Origin of the sequence: Synechococcus sp. UW179B, from assembly GCF_900474245.1 — a bacterium.
GTDB lineage: Bacteria > Cyanobacteriota > Cyanobacteriia > PCC-6307 > Cyanobiaceae > Synechococcus_C.
Genome location: NZ_UCNZ01000010.1, coordinates 78,623 through 95,700, shown reverse-complemented (window position 1 = coordinate 95,700; position 17,078 = coordinate 78,623). Strand labels below are relative to the sequence as shown.

The 17,078-nt window shown below is 57.8% G+C and carries 13 protein-coding genes; 6 read left to right on the top strand and 7 right to left on the bottom strand.

What is annotated here, in order from left to right:
* Positions 1-10: 10 nt before the first annotated feature.
* Entirely contained in the window at positions 11-748 is a 738-nt protein-coding gene (locus DXY38_RS05950; protein WP_115070853.1) for an MBL fold metallo-hydrolase, read from the top strand.
* On the opposite strand, the gene DXY38_RS05945 is transcribed toward DXY38_RS05950, so the two are convergent.
* From DXY38_RS05945 to argS, 3 genes are all read right to left on the bottom strand, one after another.
* Positions 738-1,757 carry an asparaginase gene (locus DXY38_RS05945; RefSeq protein WP_115070852.1) on the bottom strand — a complete coding sequence of 340 codons (1,020 nt, stop codon included), beginning with the start codon at positions 1,755-1,757 and terminating at the stop codon, positions 738-740. The genes DXY38_RS05950 and DXY38_RS05945 overlap by 11 nt on opposite strands.
* Positions 1,754-2,869: a histidinol-phosphate transaminase gene (locus DXY38_RS05940; RefSeq protein ID WP_244279029.1), complete on the bottom strand. Its 1,116-nt coding sequence runs from the start codon at positions 2,867-2,869 to the stop codon at positions 1,754-1,756. The genes DXY38_RS05945 and DXY38_RS05940 overlap by 4 nt, the downstream gene beginning before the upstream one ends.
* Before the next feature lie 82 nt (positions 2,870-2,951).
* Positions 2,952-4,724 (bottom strand): arginine--tRNA ligase, encoded by a 1,773-nt coding sequence (argS, locus tag DXY38_RS05935; protein ID WP_115070850.1) that lies wholly within the window; start codon positions 4,722-4,724, stop codon positions 2,952-2,954.
* A 189-nt stretch (positions 4,725-4,913) separates the two neighbouring features.
* On the opposite strand from argS, the gene DXY38_RS05930 reads away from it, so the two are divergent.
* Positions 4,914-5,303 carry a VanZ family protein gene (locus tag DXY38_RS05930; protein ID WP_244279028.1) on the top strand — a complete coding sequence of 130 codons (390 nt, stop codon included), beginning with the start codon at positions 4,914-4,916 and terminating at the stop codon, positions 5,301-5,303.
* A gap of 31 nt (positions 5,304-5,334) precedes the next feature.
* On the opposite strand, the gene nadC is transcribed toward DXY38_RS05930, so the two are convergent.
* Positions 5,335-6,222 (bottom strand): carboxylating nicotinate-nucleotide diphosphorylase, encoded by an 888-nt coding sequence (gene nadC, locus DXY38_RS05925; RefSeq protein WP_115070848.1) that lies wholly within the window; start codon positions 6,220-6,222, stop codon positions 5,335-5,337.
* A 50-nt stretch (positions 6,223-6,272) separates the two neighbouring features.
* Between nadC and DXY38_RS05920 the strand changes: the two genes are divergently transcribed.
* A complete protein-coding gene (locus tag DXY38_RS05920) occupies positions 6,273-7,865 on the top strand; it encodes an NCS2 family permease (protein ID WP_115070847.1) in 1,593 nt (530 codons plus the stop codon).
* Here DXY38_RS05920 and mnmE read toward each other — a convergent pair whose 3' ends face one another.
* Positions 7,866-9,269 carry a tRNA uridine-5-carboxymethylaminomethyl(34) synthesis GTPase MnmE gene (gene mnmE / locus DXY38_RS05915; RefSeq protein ID WP_115070928.1) on the bottom strand — a complete coding sequence of 468 codons (1,404 nt, stop codon included), beginning with the start codon at positions 9,267-9,269 and terminating at the stop codon, positions 7,866-7,868. It abuts the gene before it with no gap.
* Between the two features lie 80 nt (positions 9,270-9,349).
* Between mnmE and DXY38_RS05910 the strand changes: the two genes are divergently transcribed.
* Both DXY38_RS05910 and DXY38_RS05905 read left to right on the top strand, forming a co-directional pair.
* Positions 9,350-9,811, top strand: a complete 462-nt coding sequence (locus DXY38_RS05910; protein ID WP_115070846.1) for a DUF2062 domain-containing protein — start codon at positions 9,350-9,352, stop codon at positions 9,809-9,811.
* 167 nt (positions 9,812-9,978) lie between these two features.
* Positions 9,979-11,472 carry a hypothetical protein gene (locus tag DXY38_RS05905; protein WP_115070845.1) on the top strand — a complete coding sequence of 498 codons (1,494 nt, stop codon included), beginning with the start codon at positions 9,979-9,981 and terminating at the stop codon, positions 11,470-11,472.
* Here the strand turns inward: DXY38_RS05905 and DXY38_RS05900 are convergent.
* A complete protein-coding gene (locus DXY38_RS05900) occupies positions 11,469-12,947 on the bottom strand; it encodes a YdiU family protein (protein WP_244279027.1) in 1,479 nt (492 codons plus the stop codon). The genes DXY38_RS05905 and DXY38_RS05900 overlap by 4 nt on opposite strands.
* An 11-nt stretch (positions 12,948-12,958) precedes the next feature.
* Positions 12,959-15,295 (bottom strand): bifunctional (p)ppGpp synthetase/guanosine-3',5'-bis(diphosphate) 3'-pyrophosphohydrolase, encoded by a 2,337-nt coding sequence (locus tag DXY38_RS05895; protein WP_115070843.1) that lies wholly within the window; start codon positions 15,293-15,295, stop codon positions 12,959-12,961.
* A gap of 55 nt (positions 15,296-15,350) precedes the next feature.
* Here DXY38_RS05895 and DXY38_RS05890 point away from each other — a divergent pair, with 55 nt between their 5' ends.
* Positions 15,351-16,964, top strand: a complete 1,614-nt coding sequence (locus DXY38_RS05890; RefSeq protein ID WP_115070842.1) for an ABC transporter ATP-binding protein — start codon at positions 15,351-15,353, stop codon at positions 16,962-16,964.
* Positions 16,965-17,078: the final 114 nt, after the last annotated feature.

Sequence of the window (17,078 nt, the reverse complement as noted above, 5' to 3'; positions counted from 1 at the left end):
ACGATCAACAATGTCGGTCCACGAACGGGTTCAGAGTCTTTTCCGCATTGTTCTGAGTAGTTCCGCCCTGCTGGCGGTTGGAACGGTGGCTCCCGTTCGGGCGGCAGGCGTCACCGTGACTAATTACGGCCATAGCGCCTTGCTCATCCGCGGAGGTGGCCAATCCGTGATGGTGAATCCATTTCGGGCGGTGGGCTGCGCCAAGGGACTGGCTGAGCCTCGCGTGAACGCAACGGTGATCCTCGCCAGTTCGGAATTACCCGATGAAGGAGCTCGCATCGGGGGCGGCACCTATTTGGCCAAACCAGGCTCCTATCGGGTCGGTGGCCTCAGGATCGAAGGGTTCGCCGCTCCCCATGACCGGGTGGGTGGCCGTCGTTTTGGCCAAGCCACGGTGTGGCGCTGGCAACAGGCAGGTCTCAACTTCGCCCATCTCGGCGGCACCGCCGCCACCCTCAGCGGTGAAGACAAAGTGCTTCTCGGTCGCCCCGACGTCTTGATCATCGGTGTTGGCGGCGGCGGCAAGGTCTACAACGGAGAGGAGGCGGCCAAGGTGGTGCGCGCACTCAATCCCCGCAGGGTGATTCCCGTTCAATACGTGAATGGGGAGCCTCCTTCCGGATGCGACCTCGGCGATGTTCAGCCTTTTTTGGATGCGATGGCTGGGACCGAAGTGCGCAAAGTGGGACCAAACCTCAACCTGCCTGGAACCCTCGGTGACAACACCGTGATCGATGTCATGCGTTGATCGCCATCGAAGCCAACAGCGCTGACAGCTCGGCCCGTTCCATCTCAGCAATCAAGGCCAAGAGCAAAAGAATCCTCGCCTTCTGAGGGTTGAGGGTTCCTGCCGGCAACAACCCCAGGGCATCCTGAAGCGCACAGGGATGAACGGGCCCGCTACCGCAACGACTCGCGCGCAGCATCAACGGCAAGGCCCCAGGCCAGGTTTTGATCGCTTCACACTCCCCTGCAGACAACTGACCGGCCCCGGTGCCGGTCCAAACCAGCCCCTTTACCCCCGCCTTGAAGAGGGCCGAAACCATCGACACCGGGGCATCCACACAGCCGTAAACAATGGCCACTTCAGGCCACTGGGGCGGCAATACCAATGGGGCGAACGGAACGAACCGGGCCCCGGACACCCCCGGCAAATGCACGCCGCTGTCATCCACCCAGCCCAAGGGGCCCAGGTCTGGACTTTGAAACGCACCCACCCCCTGGGTGGCCACCTTGGTGACAGCCCTGGCTCCATGGATCTGGCCATCCATCACCACAAGCACCCCATGCCCGCGGGCCCGAGCACTCAATGCCACTTGCACCGCTTGAAACAGATTGAGCGGACCATCGGCACTGAGGGCTGTGGCCGGACGCATCGCTCCCACCAACACCACTGGCCGCGGATCATCAATCAGGAGCTCCAACAACCAGGCGGTTTCTTCCAAGGTGTTGGTGCCGTGGGTGATCACCACGCCCGCCAGCTCGGGGGAGGTAGCGAAAGCCTCACGAATTCGCGTCACCAGCTGGATCCAATGCTGAAACTGCAAATCAGCACTATCCAAGTTGGCCAGTTGTTCCACCTGAATGTGGGCCAGCCCTTGCAGCTGCGGCAGCGCCTGGAGCAGCTCCGATCCAGCCAATGCCCCCGCGGTGTAGGCGTTAAGGGAGGTGCTGGTGGCACCACGGCCGGCGATGGTGCCCCCCGTAGCAAGCAGGAGCAACGTTGGAAGTGATGATGTGGCCTGATCGACCGTCAAAGCTCGGAATCAATCGCTTGATAAGCCTGCCAAAAGCGCTGCATCTGCTCCGTAGTGCCAATGCTGATGCGCAGTGAACCATCAATCTGAGGCTTCCCCGCCATCGATCTCACCAAAATCCCTGCCGCCCGCAGCGCGGCTTCCACGGCTTCAGGCGAACGACGAGGCCAAAGCAACAGATAATTACCACCAGCCGCATGGTGAACGACACGCTGCCGCGTTAATTCAGAAACGATCCAGTGACGCGCACGTAACACCTCGGCAACATAGGTGTCGGTGTAGGGCTGATCCTTCAAGGCCGCCATCGCCGCCGTGACCGCCAAACTATTGACGTCATAGGGGCCCGTAACCCTGCCGACCCGGTCCACCACATCGGGATGACCCAGGGCAAACCCGATCCGCAAACCAGCAAGTCCAGCGGTTTTCGCCAATGAGCGGAGCACGAGCAGATTGGGAACAGCACGAAAATCAATCAACGGCAAGACGCTGTCTCCCGTGAAGGCCTCATACAACTCATCCACCACCACGAGCGATTCAGGCGCCGCAGCCGCAAGTTCCAACACTTGATCCGCTGGCAAACGCGTTCCCGTGGGGTTGTTGGGATTGCACAGCACCAAGATGCGGGGCTTCTGCGACAAAGCCGCTCGAATCGCCTCCAGCGGAAACAAAAACCCGGGAAGCTCATGGGGCACGGCCTCAATCGCCATCCCCTGCATGCCCGCACAGGGGGCGTAATACCCAAAGGTGGGACTGGTGGTCAACAGCGTGTCACCAGACGCACCAAAGGCATGAATCACGGCATGGATCGCCGCATCCACCCCGTTGAACACCCCAACATGGGCAGGCGTCAGCACAGAAGCCAGGCCCGCCGGCGACGCCTCGAGATTGGCAATCAGGGCTTCGCGAAGGCCGTCGTACTCGGGATAAATCGCGATCTGCTCGGCCGGAAAGGCGCGGATCGCCTCAGCGACCCTTGGGCTTGGCCCCATCGTGTTTTCGTTGAAGTCAAGCCGGAGCAAGTCGCGACGCCCTTCGAGAGGAGCGCTGTAGGCCTTCAACCTTTCCACCTCAGGCCGAGCGCGCGGTGCATTGCCTTGAGGGTGTCTATTCACAGCCAATCCCACATCACTAAACAATCAAAACGTGACAGCCAATTCGAACCACAGCTCTTGCACTGACAAAGGAATGGTGTCATCACATCCGCTCCAACGTGGCAATCCCTAATAAGCCCAACCCTGATTTCAGGGTGTCAGCAGTGAGCCGACACAACGCCAAACGGGGTGACAGGGACTTGCCCTCAGCCTTAAGGACTGGAACCTGGTCATAAAAGCGATTAAACACTTGGGACAACTCGAACAAATAACTGCAGAGACGGTTCGGCAATAACTCCTCCTCCACCTCGGCAATCACCGCATCAAACTTGAGCAGTTCCCGCACCAAAGCCCACTCCTGCGGCTCGCTGAACTGCAGCATTCCGGCCTCGGCCTCAAGATCTCCCCCCTTGCGCGCAATGCCAGCAATTCGAACCACCGCATACAGCAAATAGGGCGCCGTATTGCCTTGCAGGGCCAGCATCCGATCAAAGCTGAACTGATAATTGGTGATCCGGTTCTGACTGAGGTCGGCGTATTTCACCGCCGCGAGCCCCACCGTGCCAGCGACGTGCCGAATGAATGACTCGTCCTCGTGACGTCCCTCCTCCTGCAAGCGCCTGCGGAGATCGGCTTCTGCCCGCTCAACGGCTTCATCGAGCAGATCCCGCAGCCGAACGGTGTCACCAGAACGGGTCTTGAGTTTCTTGCCGTCCTCGCCCTGAACCAGCCCAAAAGGCACATGCTCCAGTCGGCCGTCCTCTGGAATCCAGTTCGCCCGTTTGGCGACTTGAAACACACCAGCAAAATGATTGGCCTGACCGGCATCGGTCACATAAATCACACGGCGCGCCCCATCCCCGTCCGAGCCCCCCGCAAAGCGATAACGGATCGCCGCCAGATCGGTGGTGGCGTAGTTGAACCCACCATCACTCTTGCGAACAATCACCGGTAGGGGCTTGCCATCCTTCCCGTTCACGCCCTCCAGGAACACACACTCCGCTCCGTCATCGGTGACCAGCAGATCAGCCTCCTTCAAGCCACTCAGCACTGAAGCCAGATAGGGGTTGTAGAACGATTCGCCTCGTTCGCTCAGACGAATATCAAGCCGGTCGTAAATCTTCTGGAACTCTCGCCGCGACTGATCACAGAGCAATCCCCAAGCCTTGAGAGACACCGGATCTCCTCCTTGCAGCTTCACCACCTCCTCGCGAGATGTGGTTTGAAAAGCTTCGTCTTCGTCGAAACGCTTCTTGGCCTCGCGATAGAAAGCCACCAAGTCACCCAGGTCAACAGCATCGGCCGTGTTGAGGGTCTCGGGGGCCACCTGTTTGAGATGGGTGATCAGCATCCCGAACTGCGTTCCCCAGTCACCCACATGGTTTAAACGCAGCACCCGATGACCGCGGAACTCGAGCACCCGAGCCAGAGAGTCGCCAATAATCGTGGAGCGCAGATGGCCGACATGCATCTCCTTGGCAATGTTGGGGCTGGAAAAATCCACCACCACCGCTGAATCGTTGTGTACCTCCGGTACCCCCAGGCGCGGATCACCAAGCCTTGCTGACACCTCAGCCGCTAAGCACTCAGGCCGAATGGTGAGGTTGATAAAGCCTGGGCCAGCGATCTGAGGCTCTAAACACAGGGACGTGAACGCTGGGTCAGCCTGAAGCGCCTCCACAATCGCCCCTGCTATTTGGCGAGGAGCCTGCTTGAGAGGCTTGGCCAAGGGCAGGGCGCCATTGGCCTGGAAATCACCAAATTCCGGCTTACTGGCTGACGCCAGCTGGGGATCGAGCAGAGCATCCACCTCGGGGAAGGCCCGCTGCATCGCCTCACGCAACTGAGTGTCTAAAGCCTGGGCGATGCGCAGCATGGAAAGCAGCGGTGAACGAATTCAGCTCCTGATCATCCCCCGGCGCGGGTGAGCTTCAGCCCCCAATCACGCCAACCTGGGCTGAGGAAATGTTGGCGCGATCTCAACAAAACGCTCAAACCATACAATTTAGCCACTCCCAAGTCTTAGACAAGAGGACAGCAATGACCACGTGGATCTTGAATCCGGTTGATCTTTAGGAGCCAAAAAAGTAACATCAATATGGTCAAATTAACAGAATTAACTAGCCGTTACTGGATCAAGCTAAGCCTATTCATACTCTTGGCAATCACAATTCTGTCGTTGCATCCTCTGGAGAGCTTGCCCGAAGCTCCAGGAACAGACAAAACGCATCATTTGATTGCCTATGCAGCTCTTGCCTTTCCAACGGCTTTACGCAAGCCAAAGCGATGGCCCATCATCATCATTTTTGCTCTTTACAGTGGCCTGATAGAGCTCATACAACCCTATGCCAATCGTTATGGGGAATGGATGGATTTTCTTGCCAACATCAGCGGACTCCTTGTAGGCGTCATGCTGGCATTTTCCACCAACAAACTTACGAAACGAGCTCAATAAGGCATCCCCGCAGATCCCGGGCAGCCCATGATCAGCTCCCTGCGGGGGTGAAGCGCATGCTCAGATCCAGCCAGGAGCTGCGTGTCATCGGCGCACTGGAGGAAATCAGATCCACCCCCGTTGCGGCGTACAACGGCAATTCCGCTGGGTTGACCCCAGAGGCTTCCAACACAACGGATGTCCGAGCAGGACGCAATGCCGCCTGAGCCCGCAGCGAGGGGACCAAGGTTTTCAACGCATCCGGGCTGAACTCATCAAGGAGCACCGCATCGGCACCGGCTACCACCGCAGCCTGGGCTTCCTCAGCCGATTCCGCCTCCACAATCACCCTGGCTGGCCAGGGTGCATCAGCGCGTACCGCTGCGATGGCGGCTGTGACGCCACCGGCCCAAGCCAGGTGGTTTTCTTTGAGCATGGCTGCGTCATCCAGCCCCATGCGGTGATTCACCCCACCACCGCAGCGGACAGCATATTTTTCCAGCGTTCGAAGCCCCGGAGTGGTCTTGCGTGTATCCGCTAAGGCCACACCCGTGCCCTCCAACTGAGCCACGAGAGCGGCCGTCGCCGTGGCAATACCCGACAGGCGCATCGCCAGGTTGAGAGCTGTGCGTTCCAGCGCAACCAACATCACCGCAGGGCCACGCAGCTGCAGCAATGCATCACCTGCCTCAACGGACGCCCCGTCTGCAACGCGTACATCAATTGACCAATTCCGCTCTCCATTCGCCAGTTCCCGCAAAAGAGGTTCAATCAAGACGCCTCCACAGAACACCCCTGGCGCTTTAGCCACCCATTGGGCCTCACCCTCCACGCCCTGGAGTGCCGGAGCACTGAGATCACCTCGTCCGAGATCCTCCTGAAGCCACTCGGCCAACTGCTGGCGAAGTTGTGGAGTGATCGACAGCGGCTGCAGGGACACCAGAGGAGCAGATCAAGGGCATCTCATGATGACGCCAGTCTCCACTGACCATGCGGCTCAAGGTACAGCGCCTCATCGGGCCATGGTGGCCAGGCGACCTGGATGGGTTTCTAGCCCTGGGGCTCAACAACCTGATCCAGATTTTGCTGATCATCAGCCTCTGCCGAAGTGTGCTCGGCTATCCGGATGCCTTGCTGTTCGGACAAATCTTGCCTGCCGCCGGAGTGAGCCTTCTGGTGGGGAACCTGGCCTACACACGACTGGCCAGGCAACTAGCCGCCGATGAGCAACGGGACACCTGCACCGCCATGCCCTACGGCATCAACACAGTCAGTTTGTTTGCCTACATCTTTCTCGTGATGCTTCCAGTGAAGCTGGCAGCACTCAATGGTGGGATGACAGAGGCTGAGGCCATCAGCCGTTCTTGGCATGCAGGAATGGTGGCCTGCATGGGATCCGGCCTGATCGAAATCGCAGGAGCCTTCAGTGCCGACCGCTTAAGACGCTGGCTCCCGCGAGCGGCCCTGCTCTCCACCCTTGCCGGGATCGCCCTCGGTTACATCGCACTGGGCTTCCTGCTGCGGACCTATGCCCACCCTCTGGTCGGACTCACGAGCCTGGCCGTGATCGTTCTCGGCTATTACGCCAAGGTGCGCTGGCCGTTGCCCACAGGCCTGATGGCCGTTCTTCTGGGCATGGTTCTCGCCTGGAGTAGCGGCTTGATCGCTCCCAGTCCAGGCGCTTGGCAGGACAGCATCCGCACCATCGGCTGGCATCCACCAACCCTTCAGCTGCAGATTCTTTGGGACAACCGAGCAGACCTCTTCCCCTGGCTGGGGGTGATCGTGCCGATGGGGCTTTTCAATGTGATCGGATCCCTGCAAAACCTTGAAAGCGCAGAAGCCGCGGGTGATCGCTACGCCACCCGCACCTGCCTGCTAATCGACGGTGTTGGGACACTCGCAGCTGCAGCACTCGGCTCCTGCTTCCCCACCACCATCTACATCGGCCATTCCGGTTTTAAGGAGATTGGGGCCCGCTCGGGCTATTCCTGGCTGAACGGTGTCGTGATGTCGGCAGCGTGCTTCTTTGGCTTGTTTGAGTTGCTCGCGCTCTTGATTCCGATCGATGCCGGCATGGCGATCGTGCTGTACATCGGGATTGCGATGACCGCTCAGGCCTTTCAGGCCACACCCTCACGCCATGCCCCCGCCGTGGTGCTCGGACTGCTTCCTGGCCTGGCTGGATGGGGCGCCCAATTGCTGAAAGCCGGTTTACGCGCAGGCGGTCTGGGCACTGCAGAGCGACCTTTCAACCAAGAGATGGTTCAGCAGCTCGCCAGGGGAGATGTCTGGGCGGCAGGTGCATTTGCGCTGGAGCAGGGACAAATCATCACAGCCATGCTGCTTGCAGCGTTGCTGGTGTTTGCCATTGAAGGCCGGTTCCTCGCCGCGGCAAGCTGCAGTGGATGCGCGGCCGTCTTCGCTTGGTTTGGCGTCATTCATGCCTGGCAATTTTCCACCGCTGACACCGTTGTGCACTTGGGTTGGGGAACGGGTCAGCCCTGGGCCATCGCCTATGCGGGGATCACCGTGTTGGTGTTGATCGCCCGACGCTTACCCAAACAGCAGCAAGGGAACTGATCACTTGCCGATGCAGAAGCGAGAAAAGATCCGATCCAACACCGATTCCGTGAGTTGCTCACCGGTGATCTCACCCAGGCTGCGAATCGCCTGACGCAAATCGATCGTCCAAAAATCCCAAGGAAGGCCATCGGCCGCCACCTGCTCACTGCGGGCCAGGGCCTCAGCCGCAGTGGATGCCAGATCGGACTGACGCTGATTCAAGGCCAAAAGCAAGGGCTGCTCGCTCAAGCCTCCACAACGCTCCAACACCTTACGGACGAGATCCTGCTCCCCCTCTCCAGTAACGGCGCTGAGGCGCACATCGGCAACCGATACGGAAGCCGACGAGGAAACAGGCCCAGCAACGGAATCAGCCTTGAGAGGTAGGTCGGCTTTGTTGCCCACCCGTAAGCAGGGAACCCCGTCAGGGATCTGGGCAAACAGGGCTTGATCCTCCTCCGACCACCCCTGGGCGAGATCAAACAACAACAGCACCAGGTCGGCACTGGCCAGGGCATCGCGGCTGCGGGCAATTCCCAACTGTTCCACGGCATCACGGGTGGCCCTGATCCCTGCAGTGTCGAGCAGGGTGATCGGTACGCCATCCAGCACGATCTCACTTTCCAGCAAATCCCTTGTGGTGCCAGGCAAGTCGGTCACGATCGCCCGCTCCCGGCGACTCAACAGGTTGAGCAGGGAGCTCTTCCCCACGTTGGGCCGGCCCACCAGCGCCACCCTCAATCCATGGCGCACAACGGATCCCCGCTCGCCGTCGGCCACCAGCGCGTTCAACTCCATCCGCACAGCCTGCAACTCCTGCAGAAGCGCCTCACCATCTAAAGGGGGAAGATCCTCTTCAAAGTCCACACGGGCCTCCAACTCACTGAGCTGATCGAGCAAGCGCTCTCGCAGGACCACCATTTTTTTCTGGATCCCGCCATCAAGACCCGCCATCGCCAGCTGCGCTGCCCGCTGGCTGCGCGCTCCCACCAGATCACCAATCGCCTCCGCCCTGGTGAGATCAAGACGGCCATTCAGCACAGCCCGCTGGCTGAATTCACCGGGCAGGGCCCGACGCACGCCTGGCTGCTCCAAGACGCGCGCCAGCACCTGCTGCACAGCGATGACCCCGCCGTGACAGTGAATTTCGACCACGTCTTCCCCGGTGAAACTGCGCGGCGCCAACATCACGAGCACCAGCACCTCATCGAGCCGTTCCACACCACCGGCAGCCACCACATGGCCATACAAAATCCGGTGGCTCTCCCAAAGCTGCTGACCAGGAATCACCGTGATCGCAGCAACGGCGCGCACCGCACTGGGACCCGACAACCGAATCACGGCGATGCCACCCTGCCCCGGTGCCACAGCGGTAGCGATCGCAGCGATCGAAAGCTCCTGATCTGGCCCAATCCCCGACATTCCCCGATCCCTGCCGCCATCACGCACTCCTTCCTACGATCCCGGTGCTTCCTCAGCCGCATTAGCGGCCAGCAGTTTCGATGAAGCGGTTGCGGAACAAATTGCAGCGACGCTTGAACCGATGGCTGCAGTGGATCTGGCAGCAGGAGGGAACCCCTGGCCAACGCGCCCGCGGACTGGCCGCAGGGGTGTTTTGCGGCTGCTTTCCCTTCTTTGGATTTCAAACCCTGCTGGGAATTGGCTTGGCCAGCGTTGTGCGCGGCAACCATTTGCTCGCAGCCGCAGGCACCTGGATCAGCAACCCGTTCACCTATGTGCCGCTGTTTTGGTTCAACTACCGCCTAGGGGCCATGATCATCGGGGAAGGCGCTGGCTGGCCGGGGCTCAACAATCTCAATCAAGAGCTGCTCGCCACGGCGGGGTGGGATGTGATGAGCAGGCTTTTGCTCGGCTCATGCCTGACTGGGATGCTTCTAGGAGTCTTTACATGGAGGCTTGCACGAAGCTGGCTACAACCTGAAAGAAACAAAATCAAAAGCTAGCGCAATTGACGACAATAAATCAAACATCTTTTACCAAAAAATATTCACCAAGCGATACACATATAGGAATTAAATTCCGAAGAGCGCAGAAACTTCGTCGAGCAATTTAAAGATCAGACAACAACTACCCAATGGGCCCGCTATGGTGATTATTGATATATATCATTATGACTGTTTTTGGTACCAATGATCGCAGATATGGCACTCTCGCTCAGCTGGAAACCTATGACGGTCTAGCTTGTGCTCCAACAGCTGTAACCAATGCGCTGCTAGCTCTTGATTTGGATGGACTGTTAGCTATACCAGATTCTCCTGGCAGCCATGAATCATTATTTAACACACGAGCAGTTTTAGCTAAAAAATATTTTCACACCTCAAGAGAATGGGAGAAAGCAGGCCTCGCCAAAGGCTCTCCTCCTTCCCTAACTTTAACAGGTACTCGCGATTATATTAAAGATTTAGGGTTCGAACGAAACGCGCGAGTAAGCGCTCTTGGCTTGAATATTTTTAACGGTAGAAACCTTGCTGGCTTCGACGTAATAGCAGAAATTAACGGCGAAACCATCGCTACGCCAGAACTTACAAACGCAATTCCTTATGCAGTGGTCGGCACAGGCAGCTCTGGCTCAAACGGTATTTTTGATTACTTAGCTCAAAACCTTAATTTAGGACCAGTAATTTTTGGCGGTTTTTATCTTGGCCCTAACGGAGAGCCTGACGGACAAGGGCATGCACTGACAGCAACAAAAATAATCATCGATGACGAAAATTCAAATGCAATTATAGAAAAAGGTGAAGCATCTATCTATTTCATTGATCCATTAAATCCAAGTACATCGTATTCGCCTAAAATTGGAGACAGAATTTTAGCTGACTTCAACTCTGTAAAGAGTACCGGTTCAGCAAATTTCATAAAAGCAGATATCTGGGAAGGCACCGATGGATTCCTGAAGGTGAAATACGATCAGCAATCCTTACAGGACGCAAACAATATTCTTGACTTTACTTCCGGAGACTCATCGAACAACCGCAGTGAAAATACTACAACAGTTGCCGTTGCGATGGCCATGGCAATTAACAACAGTAATATCCCAGAAAACTTTGGCCAAGCGCTAGGAGAAAATCAAATAAACACGCCTGGTATTTTAAACTTCAACAATCTTGAAAATCCTGAAGGGATCAAAGCATCTTCATTCTCTGGAAATTTATATAGCAATGAATCCTCGAACATGTCTAATGATTTCCTATTTTACGAGATCGAAAACTTGGGGGGCACGATCATAGATAAAGATCAATTGACAGGTGAGACAATCACTTATTCTCCAGGAGATGCAGGCTATGCGAAAGCCGCTTGGGGCAATTCGCAATCACTAAACAGTGCAAAATTAAAAACAACTATGGGTGAAAGAGTGTCTACAGACGATGCAGCCTATATCCCTTTTACTGTCAATATCGACCAACTTAGCAGTGGCTTATTAGCCCCCATTGCATTAACGGCAGCCGGCGACTATTGGACATCCTTCAGTGCTGGAAATAGCGATGGCTTGCAGCATTTTAAATCGATAGGAAATCTTTCTTGGAGAATGGAAGACCAATTTAACTTAGGCGATGCAGACTTCAATGACCTACACGTAAGCCTGCTTGCCACCGAAATCGCCTAATCCTTATTTAGACCACTCATCGACGAAGCCAACCATACATTTAAGTGATTCCAATCATCACCTTGATCGATGGGCTCCCAGAGCGATTCAATCAGGGGGCGGGTGGGTGTCTGGCTCAAGTTCCAGCGCCTCAAGCGTTCCGACACCGAGGCTTCTGGCTCAGATGCTGCTCGTGCCGCTCCTCGTGCCTCGCTGGCCTGGGTCTGCCACCACCAGGCATCGCGCCAGGCTTGCCACACCTTCCTGCTAGGTGCTTCTCCATCGTTCAAGACAACAGGCAAGCCCTCAGGCTCTTGGGGCAAACCAGCGGATTGAATCGTCGAAACGAGACCAGTAAAAAAGTCTCCATAGGCAACGGGCCAGCTCGCGAGTAAATCCAGCGTTGCGCTCACCAGGCGATCATTACTGTCCACATCAGGATTGGGAGTCAATCCCAATCGCCTCAGCAAACAAAAGCGATAGTGGTTTTGATAGGTGCTTGCATACTGCTCAAGCGACTGCTCCATGGACGACCGAGCGAGCAACATCGCCAAAGGGTTTTGGAGAAGCTGCAAATTCTTTCGGCAGATCGCTGGCTGACGTCCATAGGAATACAGCCCGGTCTGATCGAAATAGGCCGCCGTAAAACTCGGGTCCCAGCGGTCTAAAAAGGCAAACGGTCCGTAATCAAAGCTTTCACCAACGAGCGACATGTTGTCGGTATTGAGCACGCCATGCACAAACCCTGCTGCCATCCACTCAGCTGCCAAGCGAGCCACCCGCCGCACCAGCTCTCCATAGAAGGCGAGGAGCTGATGCTCCAAAGCCGGGCGATCGCCATCAGGGGCTGGATGGGCTGCCGCAACATCGGGGTAATACACCGCCACCACATGGCGGAGCAAGCGCTCCAACCCCTGGGGGTCACGCAAAGACAACAACCGCTCACAGCTACCAAAACGCAGATGGGTCCGTGCCATCCGCACCATCACCGCACTCCGCGTCGGCGATGGCTCGTCCCCACGCCAAAGGTCCTCACCGGTTTCGATCAATGACAACGTGCGGCTCGTGGTCACCCCAAGACGATGCAACGCCTCGGAGGCGATCACTTCACGCACCCCTCCCTTCAAGGTGAGGCGTCCATCCCCACCACGACTCCAAGGGGTGGTGCCACTCCCCTTGCTGCCAAGGTCTTGAAGCAAACCGGTTCGATCGCGCAGTTGGCCATAGAGAAAGCCGCGGCCATCTCCTAGCTGGGGGTTGTAGGTGCCGAACTGGTAGCCGTGATAGCGCAGAGCAAGCAGGGGAACACGCTCTTCAAAACGGCCATAGGCCCCCTCGAAGTCTGGGTCCGACACAGCCTCTGGCTCCAACCCCAGCTGACGCAACAGGGCGTTGTTGCGAAAGCGCAACTGCGTTCGCGGAAACGCCGCCGCCTCCACCACATCCCAATACGACTCACCCAAACCCTCGATGGAGGGTTCGAACGGCAAGGACAACAGCGGATTGCTCAACTCTGGCCGGTTCGGGCGATATCGATCACATCGGCCATCGAGCGGATCTGGTCCATCGTGCGCTGCAGCTGCGCTGAACTTCCAAGCTCCACCATCAAATCGATCCGAGCCGGCTTGCCGTAGGCCGTTCTTACCTGCGCATCACTGACGTTGATCGAACCATCGGACAAACGCATCAAGATGTCCTTCAAAATGCCAACGCGATCAATCACCTCAATGCGCAATTGAGCAGGGAATCGCGATCCCGCTTCTTGCAGCGATGGATTCCAACGAACCGGTAAGCGACGTTCCGTTGGAATCGCTTCCAGGTTGGCGCAATCTTGGCGATGGATGGTGATGCCGTGATTACCAAGGGCCACAGCACCCAGGATCGGCTCTCCTGGTAGCGGACTACAACAGCCACCAAGGCGATGATCCAAGCCCTCCACCCCAAGGATGGGCGCCGCTCCCGCAGACGGCACCTCACGATGGGGCGTGTGCTCGGACTGCTTGAGCAGTTGCTTGGCAACCTCCTCATTGCTCAGGGGGGCCTCCACCGCAGCCGTTTGCAGGCGAATTTCTTCGCGCAAACGATTGAGCACTTGATGCAGCGTTAACGCCCCAAAGCCAAGACCAGCCAGCAGATCTTCCGTGGTTTGCAGGTTGCAACGCTCAGCCACCCTGCGCATCGCTTCACTGCCCAGCAAGGCATCAAAACCACTCCGTCCCAGCTCGCGCTCAAGCAACTCTTTGCCGCGATCGATCGTCTCATCACGATGGCTGCGTTTGTACCACTGACGGATGCGATTTCGTGCGGTTGGAGTGGCTACAAAATTGAGCCAATCTAAACTTGGATGGGCACTTTTTGTGGTGAGAATATCAATGAAGTCACCATTTTGAAGTGGGGTCGACAAGGGCACCAGCCGATCATTAATTCTCACGCCATGGCAATGATTTCCCACCTCGGAGTGAATGCGAAAGGCAAAGTCAACAGCCGTTGATCCCTTACGGAGCCCCACCACATCGCCCTTCGGCGTAAACACAAACACTTCCTCGTCAAAGAGGTCTTCCTTGATCGACGCGAGGTAGTCGTTGTGATCATCCGAGCCCCCCTCCTGCTGCCAATCCACAAGCTGACGCAGCCAGTTGAAACGCTCGGTATCCCCTCCGGTCGCCGGGGATCCACCCTCTTTGTATTTCCAATGTGCCGCAATGCCAAATTCCGACACTTGATGCATTTCCCAGGTTCGGATCTGCACCTCGATCGGACGATGGCGACCAATCACAGCGGTGTGAAGGGATTGATAGCCATTGGGCTTCGGCAGCCCGATGTAGTCCTTGAACCGGCCAGGGATTGGCCTGAACGTGTCGTGAACAACGGCGAGGGCGCGATAACAGCTCTCGACATTCGGCGCAAGGATCCTCAACGCCGCCACGTCGTAGATCTCGTGAAACTCCTTTTGCTGGCGCTGCATCTTTGTCCAGATGCCATAGAGATGTTTCGGACGACCACTCACCTCACAGCTGTCGAGGCCCACGGCAGCCAAGCGATCGCAGAGCAACTGAACCGTGACCGAGAGGCGATCCTCCCGCTCACTGCGCTTGGTTGAAACCTCCTGCTGCATTTCACGGAAGGCCTCAGGCTCCAGCAACTTGAAGGAGAGATCCTCGAGTTCCCATTTGAAGCGTCCAATCCCCAAGCGATTGGCCAGCGGGGCATAGATCTCACGCGTTTCCCTGGCGATGCGCTGCCGTTTCTCCTCCTTGAGCGCCCCAAGCGTGCGCATGTTGTGCAGACGGTCCGCCAGCTTCACCAACACCACCCGGATGTCACTGGCCATCGCCAAAAACATCTTGCGCAGATTCTCTGCTTGCGCCTCAGTGCGATTGGTGAAATGCAGGCCGCCCAGTTTGGTGACGCCCTCCACCAACTCACGCACCTCAGGACCGAAATGGCTCTCGAGCTGATCGGGGGTGACATCGGTATCTTCCACCACGTCATGGAGGAAGCCCGCTGCAATCACGCTGGCACTGGCCCCGATGTCTCGCAAAAGATCCGCGACGGCCACCGGATGCACGATGTAAGGGTCACCGCTGGCGCGGAACTGCCCCTCGTGCAGTTGAAACGCAAAATCAAAGGCAGCCGCTAAAAGGGCCTCTGGATCGGTTGGACAACTGTGTCCGATACCCGGAGGAACGTGCGCCAAACATTGCTTCAACCACTCGGGAAGCTCAATGCCGTAGTCATCAGGCGTGCGAGCGGGACGTTCACGCAATGCCGTTAAACCGTAGGCCGCAGGAGTCGATCCAGACTGAGTCTGGGAGGGATCCGGTGCTGAGGTTGCGTTGAGCATCCGACCCGGCGGGTGCATCCATGGTATGTAGGCATGAGGCACCGTGCTTTCTTTCATGCCCAACGCGCCAGGAACGGTTCTGTCGCTGAATCAGTTGCGTCTGCGCTACCCAGGAAGTCCGTCCTGGACGCTGGATGGATTGGATCTCAGCCTGCAATCGGGAGATCGCTTGGCACTCGTTGGTCCGTCTGGATGCGGGAAGAGCACCGTGGCAAGAGCGGCCTTGCAACTGCTGCCTCCGGGGAGCTGCTGCGAAGGAGATCTCCTTCTGAATGGTCAAGATCCACGCCAACTGAGTCGGCCGGCCCTGCGCGCCCTGCGCGGGGAAGCGGTGGGCCTGGTGTTTCAAGACCCGATGACTCGGCTCAATCCATTGATGACCGTAGGCGGCCACCTCCTCGACACCTTTGCCGCTCACCGGCCAGGAATGGGGCATCACGAGCGGAAAGACCGCGCAGAAAGCTTGCTGGAACAGGTTGGCATCGGGGCCGAGCGCTTTCGGGCCTACCCCCACGAATTCAGTGGTGGCATGCGCCAGCGTTTAGCGATCGCCCTGGCCATTGCCCTAGCACCACCGCTTGTGATCGCCGACGAACCCACCACCAGCCTGGATGTGGCGGTGGCGGGGCAGGTGATGGCGGTGCTGCGCAATCTCTGCGAAGAACTGGGCAGCGCCCTCCTGCTCATCACCCATGACTTGGCCATGGCCAACCGCTGGTGTGAAGACATGGCGGTGTTGGACGGGGGCCGTCTTGTGGAACAAAACAGCAGCGATCAGGTGCTGACCCATCCCCAATCCGAGATCGCCAAGCGGCTTGTTAGCGCCGCCAGGGCCAGGGAGGGAGGCAATACGCCGGAAACACCTGACGGCACCCCCGTCCTGCAGGTGGAAGGCTTGCGCTGTTGGCACAACCTCGGCGGACCGCCCTGGTCTCCCAACTGGCTGAAAGCGGTGGATGGCGTGAGCTTCAGCTTGCAATCCGGAGAATCACTGGGAGTGGTCGGCGGCTCTGGCTGCGGGAAAAGCACCCTGTGCCGGGCCTTGATGGGACTCACGCCCATTCGGGGGGGCGACGTTTGGCTGCAAAACCAGAACCTGCTGCAACTGCGCGGCAGCGCGGAACGCCAAGCACGACGCACCATTCAGATGGTGTTTCAAGACCCGCTGGCATGTCTGAATCCAGCCCTCAGCGTTGCCGACGCCATCGCAGACCCCCTGCTGATCCATGGACTCGCCTCACGGGCAGCCGCTCGAGAACGGGCAAGGGAGCTCCTGGAGCTGGTGGGACTGTCACCAGCGGATCATTTTCAAAATCGACTGCCCAAGCAACTATCTGGTGGCCAGCAGCAACGCGTCGCCATTGCACGCGCCCTGGCCTTAGACCCGCAGGTGCTGATCTGCGACGAAAGCGTGAGCATGCTCGATGCGGAGATCCAAGCCGAAGTCCTGGCACTGCTCAGAGGTCTGCAGCAAGACCTCGGCCTGGCGATGATTTTTGTGACCCATGACCTCTCGGTGGCGAGCGGCTTCTGCCACCGCGTGATCGTGCTGGATCGAGGGCATGTTGTAGAAGAAGGCCCCGGAGATCGGTTGCTCCATCAACCGCAAGCGGCCATTACCCGCACCTTGGTGGAAGCCTGCCCACTGCTGCCCACCAGCACCCCATGAGCATCCAGGCTTTCGTCCATGACATCGACATCGTGGGGTGCAGGTACCCCTTCACCTTCATGTTCCAGCAGCTGACCAAGGTGATTGAACTCAGAGTCTGGTGTTGATTTCTGA